The sequence below is a fragment of the Caballeronia humi genome, assembly GCF_001544475.1.
Taxonomy (GTDB): Bacteria; Pseudomonadota; Gammaproteobacteria; order Burkholderiales; family Burkholderiaceae; genus Caballeronia; species Caballeronia humi.
Map to the genome: position 1 here is coordinate 167,028 of NZ_FCNW02000004.1, position 12,640 is coordinate 179,667.

At 62.7% G+C, this 12,640-nt stretch carries 10 protein-coding genes; all 10 read right to left on the reverse strand.

Annotated features, from left to right (window positions below; translation table 11 throughout):
- Positions 1–8: 8 nt before the first annotated feature.
- Positions 9–1,343, reverse strand: a complete 1,335-nt coding sequence (locus tag AWB65_RS07080; protein ID WP_087666461.1) for an MFS transporter — start codon at positions 1,341–1,343, stop codon at positions 9–11.
- Between the two features lie 54 nt (positions 1,344–1,397).
- Positions 1,398–2,693, reverse strand: coding sequence for a beta-ketoacyl-ACP synthase II (gene fabF / locus AWB65_RS07085; RefSeq protein WP_087666462.1), 1,296 nt, complete (start codon positions 2,691–2,693; stop codon positions 1,398–1,400).
- Positions 2,677–3,957 carry a serine hydroxymethyltransferase gene (gene glyA / locus AWB65_RS07090; protein WP_200821677.1) on the reverse strand — a complete coding sequence of 427 codons (1,281 nt, stop codon included), beginning with the start codon at positions 3,955–3,957 and terminating at the stop codon, positions 2,677–2,679. The genes fabF and glyA overlap by 17 nt, the downstream gene beginning before the upstream one ends.
- 118 nt (positions 3,958–4,075) lie before the next feature.
- Complete coding sequence (locus AWB65_RS07095) at positions 4,076–4,762, reverse strand: isochorismatase family protein (RefSeq protein WP_087666464.1); 687 nt, start codon at positions 4,760–4,762, stop codon at positions 4,076–4,078.
- Positions 4,763–4,961: 199 nt separating this feature from the next.
- Complete coding sequence (locus AWB65_RS07100) at positions 4,962–5,960, reverse strand: porin (RefSeq protein ID WP_235007532.1); 999 nt, start codon at positions 5,958–5,960, stop codon at positions 4,962–4,964.
- A 38-nt stretch (positions 5,961–5,998) separates the two neighbouring features.
- Positions 5,999–7,336 carry an MFS transporter gene (locus tag AWB65_RS07105; protein WP_087666466.1) on the reverse strand — a complete coding sequence of 446 codons (1,338 nt, stop codon included), beginning with the start codon at positions 7,334–7,336 and terminating at the stop codon, positions 5,999–6,001.
- Between the two features lie 134 nt (positions 7,337–7,470).
- On the reverse strand, positions 7,471–9,225 hold the full coding sequence (locus AWB65_RS07110; protein WP_087666467.1) for a hydantoinase B/oxoprolinase family protein: 1,755 nt from the start codon (positions 9,223–9,225) through the stop codon (positions 7,471–7,473).
- A gap of 12 nt (positions 9,226–9,237) precedes the next feature.
- Positions 9,238–11,331: a hydantoinase/oxoprolinase family protein gene (locus AWB65_RS07115; protein ID WP_087666468.1), complete on the reverse strand. Its 2,094-nt coding sequence runs from the start codon at positions 11,329–11,331 to the stop codon at positions 9,238–9,240.
- A 534-nt stretch (positions 11,332–11,865) separates the two neighbouring features.
- Positions 11,866–12,138, reverse strand: coding sequence for a YlcI/YnfO family protein (locus AWB65_RS07120; RefSeq protein ID WP_087658554.1), 273 nt, complete (start codon positions 12,136–12,138; stop codon positions 11,866–11,868).
- Between the two features lie 208 nt (positions 12,139–12,346).
- Positions 12,347–12,616 carry a hypothetical protein gene (locus AWB65_RS07125; RefSeq protein WP_087666469.1) on the reverse strand — a complete coding sequence of 90 codons (270 nt, stop codon included), beginning with the start codon at positions 12,614–12,616 and terminating at the stop codon, positions 12,347–12,349.
- Positions 12,617–12,640 lie beyond the last annotated feature (24 nt).

Sequence of the window (12,640 nt, forward strand, 5' to 3'; positions counted from 1 at the left end):
ACGAGCCTTCATCTTACCGGCGCTTTGGCCGATCGGAGCGTGATGAGTGCGCCCACCACCAGCAGTGCCGACACGACGTACAGGCCGTTTGTCAGGCTCCCCGTCATCGTCTTGACGAAACCGAGCATGCTGGGACTCGCGAATCCGCCGAGCAGGCCGAGGCTGTTGATGAACGCGATCGTCCCCGCCGCCGCTCGCGTGCCGGCCAGGAAATCGGTCGTGATCGCCCAGAACAGCGGCTGCAACGTGAAGATCGCCGCGGTCGCCACGCTGATCAAAACGAGTGCCAGCTTGAGATCGTTGCCTGCGAGAGAGATCGCCGAGATTGCAATCGCTCCGATGATCGCGCAACTCGCGGTGTGCCGTCTGCGCTCACGGGATCGGTCGGAGTGACGGCTGACGAGCACCATCGTGACCGCCGCAACGCCGTACGGAATGGCTGACAGCATGCCGACCGAGTAGGCATCGGTTACGCCTGCCGCGCGGATCAGCGTCGGCAGCCAGAAACTGATCGCATAGACGCCGCAGATGAACGTGAACCAGACGAACGCGAGCGAGTAGACGCGTGCGCTCCTGAGCGCGCTGCCGAACGTGTGCTGATCAAAGAGCGACGAAGCATCGCGATCCCTTTGCAGTTGATGCACGACGACGGCTTTCTCGGTGTCGGTCAGCCAGCGTGCCTGTCGCGGGTTGTCGTCGAGATAGAAGAACGCGACGATCCCTAGCACGCACGAAGGCAGCCCCTCCACGAGGAACAGCCATTGCCAGCCCTGCAGTCCATGCACGCCATCGAGATGATTAAGCGCCCAGCCGGACACCGGGCCGCCCAGGACGCCGGCCATCGCGACAGCAGTGAGAAAGAGCGCCATGACGCGGCCGCGCCGCGCGGACGGATACCAGTACGTGAGGTAGAAGATCATGCCCGGAAAGAACCCGGCTTCGAATACGCCGAGCATGAAGCGCATCACGTAGAACGCGACGGGCGACTTGACGAACATCATGCCCGCGGAGGTCAATCCCCACAGAAGCATGATCCGGATCAGCGTCTTGCGCGCGCCGATGCGTTCGAGGATGAGGTTGCTCGGAACCTCGAACAAAAAATATCCGGCGAAGAAGATACCCGCGCCCAACCCATAGACGGCGTCGCTGAACCCGAGGTCGCTGCGCATCTGAAGCTGCGCGAATCCGATGTTGATCCGGTCAAGGTACGCGGCCACGTAGCAGATGAAAAGAAACGGAATCAGGCGCAGCGTGATCTTGCGATACGTCGCGTCGATCGTCGCTTGCGAATGGGGCCGCGCTTCATCTTCCAACACTGCTCCCTGCCATGCGCTCTCGCTCATGCCGTTCTCCCCGGGAAAGTCATCGAATCGTCAAGTTGCAAATCGGTCAGCGTTCTATTGAGGTCTCGCGAACACGAGCGCCGCGTTCGTTCCGCCGAAGCCGAAGGAATTCGACAGGGCGTAACGGATCGGACGCGGCCGCGCCGAAAGCGCCACGAGATCGATGTCACGAAATTGCTGAGGCGCTTCGTAAAGGTTGAGCGTCGGCGGCGCGATTTGCGCGCGCATCGCGAGGATGCTGATGATCGCCTCGACGCTTCCCGCCGCACCCAGCAGATGCCCCAGCGCGCCTTTCGTCGAGGAGACGGAAAGCCCCTGCGTCGCATGCCCGCCGAATACACGCGTGATCGCCTTCAGTTCGATTTCGTCGCCGGCTTGTGTCGATGTCGCGTGCGCGTTGACGTAGTCGATGGCAGACGGTTCGATGCCCGCGCGCCCGATCGCCATCGACATCGCGCGAGCGGCGCCGTCGCCGTCGGCACGCGGTGCGGCGATGTGATGGCCGTCGCCCGACATGCCGTACCCGATCAGTTCGGCGTGAATGCGCGCGCCGCGCCGCAGCGCATGCTCGTAGTCCTCCAGCACGACAATGCCGCTTCCTTCGCCCATCACGAATCCGTCGCGTTGCGCATCCCACGGACGCGATGCCGCGCGTGGATCGTCGTTGAACGAGGTCGAGAGCGCTCGAGCCGCGCAGAAACCCGCCATGCCGAGGCGGCATACGGCCGCTTCGGCGCCGCCTGCGATCATCACGTCGGCGTCGCCGAGCATGATCATGCGCGCCGCATCGCCCAGCGCATGCGCCCCGCTTGCACAAGCGGTCGCCACCGCGTGCGTCGGTCCGCGCAAGCCATGCCGGATCGCCACATGTCCCGCAGCGAGATTGACGAGGTTCGACGGAATGAAGAAGGGAGAGATCGCTCGCGGACCCTTCTCGTGAAGGGCGACAGCGGCCTCCGAGATGCCCGGCAACCCACCGATACCGGAACCGATCAGGACGCCCGTGCGCTCGCGATCGGTGTCCGTCGCGGGATGCCAACCGGCGTCGTCGAGTGCCTGGGCCGCGGCTGTCATCGCATATTTCGCAAACAGGTCCATCTTGCGCGAGTCCCTGGCCGGCAGCCATTCGCTTTCGTCGAAGCCGCCGTCCGCATAGCGTCCTCGCGGAACGAGGCCCGCGATGCGGCACGGCAGATCCGACGTATCGAATCGATCGATAGCGCCGATGCCCGAGTTCCCCGCGACGAGCTTCGACCATACGTGCTCGACGCCGACTCCGAGCGGCGTGACGAGCCCCAGACCCGTGACCGCCACACGACGCAGCGCCGGATGCTCAGATCGCTTGAGCATTTGCGCCTCCTCGCTCGTAGACCGGGAAGCGTTCACACAGCGCAGCCACTTCGTCACGCACACGCGCAACAACGGGCTCATGTCCTTTTGCGTCGAGCACGTCGCAGGCAAGCGATGCCGTGCTTGCCGCTTCCGCCTCGCCGAAGCCCCGTGTCGTGATCGCTGGCGTACCGATGCGGATGCCGCTCGTAACGAACGGCGACTCGGGATCGTTGGGGACCGCATTCTTGTTCACGGTGATGTGCGCGCGGCCGAGGGCGAGGTCCGCCTCCTTTCCGGTGGTCCCCTGACCGATCAGGCTCACGAGAAAGAGATGGTTATCGGTGCCGCCCGAGACGATATCGTAGCCGCGCTGCTTGAATACCGATGCCATCGTCCGTGCGTTCGCGATCGTCCGTTCCTGATAGCGCACGAACGACGGATCAAGCGCTTCCCTGAACGCTACAGCCTTGGCCGCGATGACGTGTGCGAGCGGGCCGCCCTGAATGCCGGGGAACACTGTCGCATTCAGCTTCTTTTCGATCTCCGGGTTCGCGCGCGCCAGAATCAAACCGCCGCGAGGTCCGCGCAACGTCTTGTGCGTGGTGGTCGTCACGACATCGGCATGCGCTATCGGATTCGGATAGAGGCCCGCTGCGACGAGCCCCGCCACATGTGCCATATCGACGAACAGGTACGCACCGATCCGGTCCGCGATCGCGCGAAATCGCTCGAAGTCGAGCACGCGCGAGTAGGCTGAGAAGCCGGCGATGATCATCCGGGGCCTGTGCTCGAGCGCGAGCCGTTCCACTTCGTCGTAATCGATCGAACCGGTTCGCGGATCGATCCCATACTGAAGCGCGCGATACAGCTTCCCGGAGAACGATACCTTCGCGCCGTGCGTAAGGTGCCCGCCGTGTGCGAGGCTCATGCCGAGAATCGTATCGCCCGGTTCGAGCAGCGCCATATACACCGCAGCGTTCGCCTGCGACCCGCTATGCGGCTGCACGTTCGCATAAGCTGCGCCGAAAAGCCTGCGCGCACGGTCGATCGCGAGCGACTCGACAACGTCCACATGCTCGCATCCTCCGTAATACCGCTTGCCCGGATAGCCTTCCGCATACTTGTTGGTGAGCGCGGAGCCCTGGGCTTTCAGGACGCGCCGGCTCACATAGTTTTCCGATGCGATCAGTTCGATGTGACGCTCCTGACGCTCCCGCTCGCGCGCCATCGCAGAACCGAGTTCAGGGTCGAATTCGTCGATCGTGTGCGTTGCATTGAACACTGCTCTCTCCGAAGGTCGCATGCCGCTTGAAACAGGATTCGTCGCGGCATGCTGGGTTGGTTGCCGATCAAAACGCACAGCGTAAATTCGCGAGCCGCCATGCGGCCCGCGTTCGCGCTCAGCCTTTCACCGTTTGCAGATAGTCGACACAGCGATCGACCGATTCGACATCCGCGAACTTCGCATCGATATCGAAGAGGTTCCAGGCGACCGCGCCCGGTACGCGGTCACCGATGCATTCGCGCACCGCGATCGTGCGGAAGCCTTCGGCCAGGCCGTCGCAGAGTGTCGTGCGCACGCAGGCGGAAGCCGTCACGCCGGTCACGAGAATCGTGTCGACGCCTGCCGCGCGCAGGAAACCGGCAAGGTAGGTGCCATGAAACGAACTCGCGCGCTTCTTGATCAGCACCTGCTCGCCCTTGATCGGTGCGATGCGCGAATCGATGGCCCACAGGTTTTCGTCCGCCTGATCGACGACGTCGACGGGGATCTTGTTGTGCCAGAGGCCCATGTCGGTATGCGGGTTGTTGCGGTCGGTCACCTGATAGCACGTCGTCACGTGGATGACCGGATGATTGTTCTCACGGCACGCGGCGAGCAGGCGCTGCACGCCGGGGATGATCTGGTCGTCGATGTGTTCGCACGTGAACGGGTTGCCCGGCCGGGTCCACGCATTCGCGAGATCGACGTTGATCAGCGCGGGCTTCTTTCCAAATCCCACGCGCCGCTGAAAACCACGCTCCTGATAGAGTTTTGTCGATTCTGCAAAGGCTTGCGCCAACATTTCGTTCAATCCTGCGTTCATCTCTTCATCTCCGAAAGTTCTCTGGGACAGTGCTTGCCATGTGTGTCGGCAGGGAAACTATAGGTTCGACATTATTGTGAGTCCAATTACTGTTTGGCTCGTTTTGTTACCACATTCGGTATCAATAAAAGCGCTTCGGAACCTCGATGAAAAAGGCCCGGAGGGAACCGGGCCGCCGCGAACGCTGAGTCACGTTTGGTCAGAATCGGCTTCGGATGCCGACGCCGTATGTCAATGCCGACGAAAGCGAAGTGGCTCGCTCCGCGAGGATCGCGGTGTACGCGTCCGTTCGCCGCGAGAGGTTGTAGTCGAAGCCGAGTGCAAGCGTGCTTCGGCTCACATGCGATCCGCCCGAGGACTTCGAATGCATGTACGACGCGAGCGCCTTCCCTTCGCCGATCGGAACGGCAAGGCCGAGCTGCACGCCGTTGATCGTCGTGTCGGCGCCGCTGATATCGTTTGCGATGCGTTGATACTGGCCGTAGAACCGCACGACGTTCAGGTCCCAGAGCAGCGCGGCCTGCACGGCAGTCTGGCGCGAGAAGCCTGGGGTGATTGCGTCGAGGTCGCCTGGCGTCGTATCGAATGGCTGGCTCTGGAAAGCGACGCTTATGGACACTGGCCCGCCCGCGTACGAAACCGATCCGCCCCATTTGTGGGCGTTTCCGTCGCCGGCCTGGTTGCCGAGCGCGTAGACCACATTGGCGTTGAACCCCGCGAGGACCGGCGAGCGATAAGCCACCGCATTGTTCCAGGCGTATCCGCCGACGAGCCCTTGTCCGTTCACGCCCAAGTAGGTTTGCAGAACCGCAGGCGAGAACGTGTACGAATCGATGAACGGGTTGAACAGGACCGTCGTCACGAAATACGGCGTGACGATCCGTCCGAGATGAACCGACCCGTAAGGACCGCCGATGCCGACCTCGGCGCTGCGGCCGAAGAACGGCTCGCCGTCGAAGCTGCCTGCGCGCCCGTTCTGCGGCCTGAAGAAGTCCTCAAGCGTGAAGGTCGCGCGCCAGCCTCCGCCAAGATCGTCGGTGCCGCGCATGCCCCAGTACGAAGTCGACATGCCGCCTCCGCCGACCGTCCACGCTCGCTCGCTGCCGAGCGGCTTCGACGAGCCGGCCCATGCGTCGACGAGCCCGTAAAGCTGAACCGTCGACTGGGCGTGCGCTGCGTGCGCATGGAACGAGACCATTGCTGCTGCGGCAAGCCGTGTCAGTGCCCTGGATCGCCTCATTTGTCCGAGCCCTCGCCGCCTTTGCGCGCGAACAGCATCAGCAGTGCCGACGCCAGGCACGGGAGCACACCAAAGTACAACGCGCCCTCCTTCCACGACCCGCCATGCGCGAGAAGCGCGGTGACACCGGCGCTCGCGATCACCGCGCCGATCGGCCCCATTGCCGTTACGATCGCGCCGCCCGTCGCGCGGATCGATGTGGGATAGCTTTCACCAATGAAGAACAGTGCCGCCGCGTACGGCCCGATCAGGAAGAAGAGGCCCGCGCTGTAGAGCGCGACGACGATGGAGAAGTCGCTCGGCGCGAGCAGCATGCCGAGGAACGAAACGCTGCCGAGCAACCATCCCGCCACGATCGTGTTGCGCCGCCCGAAGCGATCGCCGATGAACCCATGCGCGACATAGCCCGCGTACCCGACGACATTCGATAGCACCAGCACGACAAGCGAACTCTGGAAAGACAACGCGTGGACCTTGGTGATGACGGTCGTCCCGAGTACGCTGAAGACCTGGATCGTGGACCAGTTGAGCATGAAGCTCAGCCCGAGCACGATCGTGCTGCGCAGCGCCCGTCCACGAAACGCGCCCCTGATGCCAGCGCCATGCTTCTCATAGTCGAGGCCGTGCGCACGCGCGAGATCGCGAGCACCCGACTTGTCTCCGCTGCGCTCCGTCTCGACAATGCGCCGATGCAGAAGAAACTGCGGGCTCTCCTTGAGACGGCGGGTCATTAGCAGGATCGCGATGGCGGGGAACGTCGCGAAGATGAAGCAACCACGCCATCCCACGAACGGCAGCAGCGCAGCGGTCAATCCAGCCGCGACCAGCGCGCCGATCGGCCAGCCGCCTTGCACGAGGCTGTAGAAGAGGCCCTTGCGACGCTCCATGCGCGGATCGTCGAGGGCCGCGTACATCTCGTTCAGGTAGGTCGCGTTCACGGTCTGCTCGGCGTAGCCCAGGCCCGCGAGTGAACGCACGAGCACGAGTACCGCCTGCCCCGCGTTTCCGGCGGCGGCAGTGAGTCCCGAGCACAGCGCGGCGCCCGCGACCGTGGTGATCATGCCGGCGCGCCGCCCGAACCGATCGACGATCGGGCCGACGAGAAATGCGACGACAGCCGTCCCGATCGCGACGTAGGTAGCGATCTCGGCCTGTTGCGCCTCGCTCCATCCGTAGTGCGTGCCTATTTCGGGTAATAGCGTCCCGAACAGGATGAAGTCGTAGACCGCGAACACCCACGCAAGGAACGCCGTCCAGCTTGCCCGGCTTACGTCGCGCGCATCGACGGGCGGCGGCGTCCAGATGGTCTTTGATAAAGCCTCTTCTCGTTTCATCGTTGCTCTCCTGGCGCGCACGCGCGCGGTCACGCCAGTCAATGGCGTTCCATTGACTGGCATGTTTGGCTATTGGATTGGGACTGGCTTGAAAGACGACGCGAGCCGGGTTGCCCGGCTCGCGGTGCTACGGATCAGCCGTGAAGTTCGGCGCGCAACGCCTCGGTAGCCGGCACGTCGAGCGTGAGATCGGGCGTGATCACGACGCCGTAGGCCGCGCGCGCGTGATCGATGGTGCAGAAATCGTCCAGGACGTCGTCGAGTACCTGACGCGGTGGCCGCTGCAACGGATCGCCGTAACCGCCGCCACAGGGCGCGTAGTACGCCATCGCTTCGCCCGGCTGCAACGCGATGTTGGAGAACTTCGCGTGCATCTGACGGACCGAACCATCCGCGCCCACGATCTCTACCTTGCCCACCTGGCCCTCATGCCCGCCGAACGCGCCCCAGGGCACGTCGAGATGACGCTCCGATTCGTGCGTGATCGTTCCGCCTTCGAGAAGACGCTGCGTCTTCACCACGCCGATGCCGCCGCGATACATGCCGGCGCCCGGCAGAACGTCATCGCGGAGTTCGTACCGGTCGCAGACCATCGGCAAGTGCATGCCGAGATCCTCGATCGGATTGTTGCGCGTGTTGGCCATCAGGTTGTCGATCGAATCCGGGCCGTCGGATGCCGGCCGGCCGCCGTATGCGCCTTCGTTGACTTCCAGGAACACCCAGTAGTCGCCTGCCGGACGAATCCCCGAATAAGCCGCGAACGAGAGCGTCGCCGAGTTGCCGGCGGTTGTGCGCCCAGGCAGGACCGGAGACAGCGCCTTGATGATCAGATCGATCATGCGGTTGCACTGCGTGAAGCGCGCTTCCGCCGCCGCCGGGAAAATCGGGTTGAAGATCGATCCCTCGGGCGCGACGACGCTGATCGGCCGGAACGATCCTTCGTTCGGCGGCAGCTTGACGTCCATGAGCGCCGTGTCGGTGAGAATTGCCCGGAACGCGCAGTAGCAGGCCGGCTTCGTCGAACCTTCGAACGGGACGTTGAAGCCCGTCGGGACCTGATCGGCCGAGCCGGTCAAATCGACTTCGACGCTGTTGCCGCGAATCTTCACGCACACTTTGATGGGTAAGCGTTTTTCGCGGTTCAGGCCGTCGTCGTCGAGGAAACCTTCCGCGCGATAGTCGCCATCCGGAATCTCGGCGATGCGGGCGCGCATCATCGTTTCCGTGTACGCCATCAACTGGTTGGCGGCGCCGAAGACGGTCTCGCGTCCGTAAGACTCGAGCAGTTCCTGCATGCGCCGCGCGCCGAGTTGCGCCGAGGCGATCTGTGCATCGATATCGTCTTTCGTCTGGCGCGCCGTGCGGCTGTTGTAGCTGATGAATTGCCAGAGGCCATCGTTGCGCTTGCCGCGCTCGTACAGCTTGACGCCCGCGAAGAGCATGCCTTCGGCGAATACGTCGGGGATATCGATGATGAGCCCCGGCGTCGCCGCGCCGATATCGACGTGGTGTGCCGTGTTAGCGGCAAATCCCACGAGTTCGCCGTGCCAGAACACCGGCACGACGATGCACAGGTCAGGGCTGTGACTCGCGCCGTAATAGGGATGGTTGTGGATGACTACATCGCCCTCTTCCCACTTGCCGCCTTGAAGGCATCGATCGATGCCGCGCAGATAGGCGGGAATCGAGCCGATGTGCAGCGGCGAGCCCTCCGATTCGGTCAGCGTATTAAAGCCGAGATCGAAGAGGCCAGCCCCGATGTCCTGCGATTCCCGGATGATCGAAGAGAACGACATGCGGTACAGCACATGACTCATCTCCTCCGCGATCGTGTGCAGCGCTCCACTGATCACCTGCAAGGTGACCGGATCAACGCGTCCGTTTTCCATGATCTGCTCCTCTTATGCCGCTTGACGGTTGATATGGATGTTGCCGTTCGCCACGACGCGCGCGCGATAGCCCGGTGGCACGAGCGTCGTCGAATCGCGCTGGATCACGATCGCGGGGCCGTCCAGCGTGTTGCCGGCAAGCAGGAGACTTCGGTCATAGCGAGGCGTGTCGTAAGTCTCTCCGTCGTCGAAGGTCGTGCGGCGCACGAACATGAGCGCGCGGTCGTCGGGACGCGCAGACCCGACCGGCAGCGCGGGCCACTGGAGCGCGGGCGTCTTCGCCACGCCGATGATGCGCACCGTGACGATCTCGACATCGACGTCATCGAACGCCCAGCCGTAGTCGCGTTTGTGCTGCGCGTGGAAATTCGTCTTGATCTGCTCGACGTTCGCAAGACTCACGGCGCCGTCCGGGATGTCCGCGCGTAATTCAAAGCCCTGTCCGTGGTAGCGGCACTCCGCGATGCGCAAATAGCTCTGGCGATAGCCCGGCACGCCGTCCGCATCGAGGCTCGCGCGGCATTGCGTGGTCAGATCATTGATGACGGCGTTGATCCTTTCGACCCCATCCTGCGTCAGATCCTTGAGCACCGTCAGCACCGAACGCGTGAATTCGTATTGCATGTCGGTGACGAGCAGGCCGATCGCGGCCGTGATGCCCGGGGCCGGCGGCACGATCACTTCCCGCGCGCTGACCGCTTCCGCGAGTGCCACGCCGTTCAACGGGCCTGCGCCGCCGAACGGAAGCAGCGCGAAGCGGCGCGGATCGAAGCCCTTGGCAACCGAGTTCGCGCGTATCGCGAGCGACATGTTCGAGTTGAGAATCCGGATGATCCCGAGCGCTGCTTCCGTCACGCTCATGCCGAGCGGGCGCGCGATTTTTTCCTCGATCGCGCGATGCGCAAGCTCCGGATCGATCTTCACGCCGCCGCCCAGGAACTGATCCGGATCGAGTCGGCCGAGCACGACCTGCGCATCCGTAACGGTCGGTTCGGTGCCGCCGCGGCCGTAGCATGCGGGGCCCGGGTCGGCGCCCGCCGAGCGCGGACCAACGCGGAACGCGCCGCCTTCGTCGATGTAGGCGATCGAGCCGCCGCCCGCGCCCATCGTCGCCATGTCGATCATCGGCGCGAGCACGGGGTAGGCACCGACGTAGGTGTCGCGCGGGTTCATGATCTTGACCTGCCCGTCGGGGATCGTGCTGAAGTCGGCTGACGTGCCGCCGATGTCGACGGTGATCACGTCGCGCACATCGGACATCGCGCCCGCCCACCGACCGCCCATCACGCCGCCCGCGAGTCCCGACATGAGGATCGACACCGGACGTTGCGCGCACATCTCGACCGTCGATACCCCGCCGTTCGACTGCATGATCCGCAAGTGCGCGTTGATGCCCGCTTCGCGCAGTTTGGTTTCGAGGTTGTTCAGGTAAAGCGCGGTTTTCGGCCCGACGAACGCATTCATCGCGGTAGTCGAAAATCGCTCGTACTCGCGAATCACGTTCACGACTTCGGACGAGCATGAAACGTAAGCGTCAGGCAGAACCGACTGAACGAGCGCCTTGGCGCGCCGTTCGTGCGTATCGTTGAGAAACGAATACAGGAAGCACACGATCACCGAACTGATACCGCGCGCCTTGAAGACGCGCGCCGCTTCGAGCACTTCTTCTTCGTTCAGTTCCGCGGCGATCTCGCCGCTCGGCGGCATGACGCGCTCGGTGATCGCGATCCGGTTGCGGCGCTTCACGAGCGGATGCGATTGCCACGGCACGTCGAATTGCAGCGAGAAGTTGTGGGGCCGCTTGTGCCGCCCGATATGCAGGATGTCGCGAAAGCCGCGCGTCGTCAGCATGCCGACTTCGGCGCCGTTGTGTTCGATCGTGATGTTTGTCGCGACCGTCGTACCGTGCACGATCATCGAGACGTCGGACGGCTTGACGCCCGCAAGCTCGCAAATCTCAAGGACGCCGCGCAGCACGCCCACCGACTGGTCATGCGGCGTGCTCGCAACCTTGTGGACGAAAACCTTCGCACGATCGTTCTTGTCCATTCTCTCGAGGACCAGATCGGTGAAGGTTCCGCCAACGTCGACTCCTATTCTTGCCATGGCCATTTCCTCTTCGAACCTTGATGGGAGCGTCCCCGCTCCGACGACGGGTCAGTCGGAGCCAAAACGCATGTCCGTGCTGCCGCGGAGCTGGAAACATCGAAGCAACGTAGGAAATTTGACCGCCCAATATTCACATGTCTATTGAGATTTCAGGCTGAATTATTGCGCTTATTGGTAATAGTTTTTTTTGCATCAGACACCTCATTCGAGGTTTTGATGCCATAAATGTTCCGATACTGGACCTTCAGAACGAGGCGGTAGCGTGTCGACGTTGATTGGCGCGAGCGCCAATGTTTTGCGCATCAAAGCGAAAGCGATGCAATGCCTGTCAGAGACAAGCATGAGCGCTTCGCGTGCGTGTGGAAGCAGCCTGGCGTTCCTGATCTAGACGATGTTGGCAGCGGGTCGGTCACATGCCAGCTTATGAGTATCGTCCGAAGATAGCAGTCAAGGCCGCATGCCTGTCTTCCTGCGGCATGGAACAGACGCGTCATGTGATAGCGCACGAGGTCGCGTAAGCGAGCTAATGCGTCAGGTGTTCTGGTCGATCAAGTCGGCAAAGAGGTCCGAGGTGGCGCCGCTCGTCGAAAGCGGCGACGGCAGCACACCTTCCCTGACCTGCGCCAGAACCGCCGGCGGCAACCAAACTTCCTCCATAGCGCCCATGCCGCTCTCGATCAATTGCTGGAGGAAAAAGGACTGCTTGCGTCCCGTTACCTCAGCCAGTAAGCGCAGCCTTTGTTCGATCTCCGGGTCGACTCGTACCGCGACCACTTTCAGCTTGTTTTCCGCCTTCCTTCTCACCTTTGCTCCTTTGATATCGTCAGTGTCATGACCTATAGCTTTGCTACGAGAGGTTCCCGAACTGATGCCTTGTGCACGGGCGTGTCCAACGCAACCGGATTGCCGTGACAAAATTTGCCGCAGCGGCACGAGGGAACGTGACCGCGCATCTTATCCGATGCCAGCCTTGTCGTTCGGGGCTGCCGCGAACAACTCACGGCATCGATTTTCACTGACCACCCAACACGCGAGCGACGAAGTGTCTTCCCCAGGCTTCGCCATGAGCAATGGCGTCACCCACCGTCTCGAACGGCCCATGGCCACCGGTCATTTCACCAGAGTCCTCAGCCAGCACGGAACCGTGAATCGGCTTTCGATCAATGCGAGTTACAATCACGCGGGCATTGAAACCAATAACCTTTGCCGTATCAGCGGGATCGTCTTTCTGCTCTGCCCTTATGACCAGCAGGTAATCGCCAATTTCAAGCTCCTTGTGCATGACCGCCTCCTGTTTTCATCAAGG

What these genes read in the sequence shown, in the direction of transcription:
- AWB65_RS07080 (WP_087666461.1), bottom strand. Translation starts at nt 1,343, where the DNA reads ATGAGCGAGAGCGCATGGCAGGGAGCAGTGTTGGAAGATGAAGCGCGG.
- fabF (WP_087666462.1), bottom strand. Translation starts at nt 2,693, where the DNA reads ATGCTCAAGCGATCTGAGCATCCGGCGCTGCGTCGTGTGGCGGTCACG.
- AWB65_RS07095 (WP_087666464.1), bottom strand. Translation starts at nt 4,762, where the DNA reads ATGAACGCAGGATTGAACGAAATGTTGGCGCAAGCCTTTGCAGAATCG.
- AWB65_RS07100 (WP_235007532.1), bottom strand. Translation starts at nt 5,960, where the DNA reads ATGGTCTCGTTCCATGCGCACGCAGCGCACGCCCAGTCGACGGTTCAG.
- AWB65_RS07105 (WP_087666466.1), bottom strand. Translation starts at nt 7,336, where the DNA reads ATGAAACGAGAAGAGGCTTTATCAAAGACCATCTGGACGCCGCCGCCC.
- AWB65_RS07110 (WP_087666467.1), bottom strand. Translation starts at nt 9,225, where the DNA reads ATGGAAAACGGACGCGTTGATCCGGTCACCTTGCAGGTGATCAGTGGA.
- AWB65_RS07115 (WP_087666468.1), bottom strand. Translation starts at nt 11,331, where the DNA reads ATGGCAAGAATAGGAGTCGACGTTGGCGGAACCTTCACCGATCTGGTC.
- AWB65_RS07125 (WP_087666469.1), bottom strand. Translation starts at nt 12,616, where the DNA reads ATGCACAAGGAGCTTGAAATTGGCGATTACCTGCTGGTCATAAGGGCA.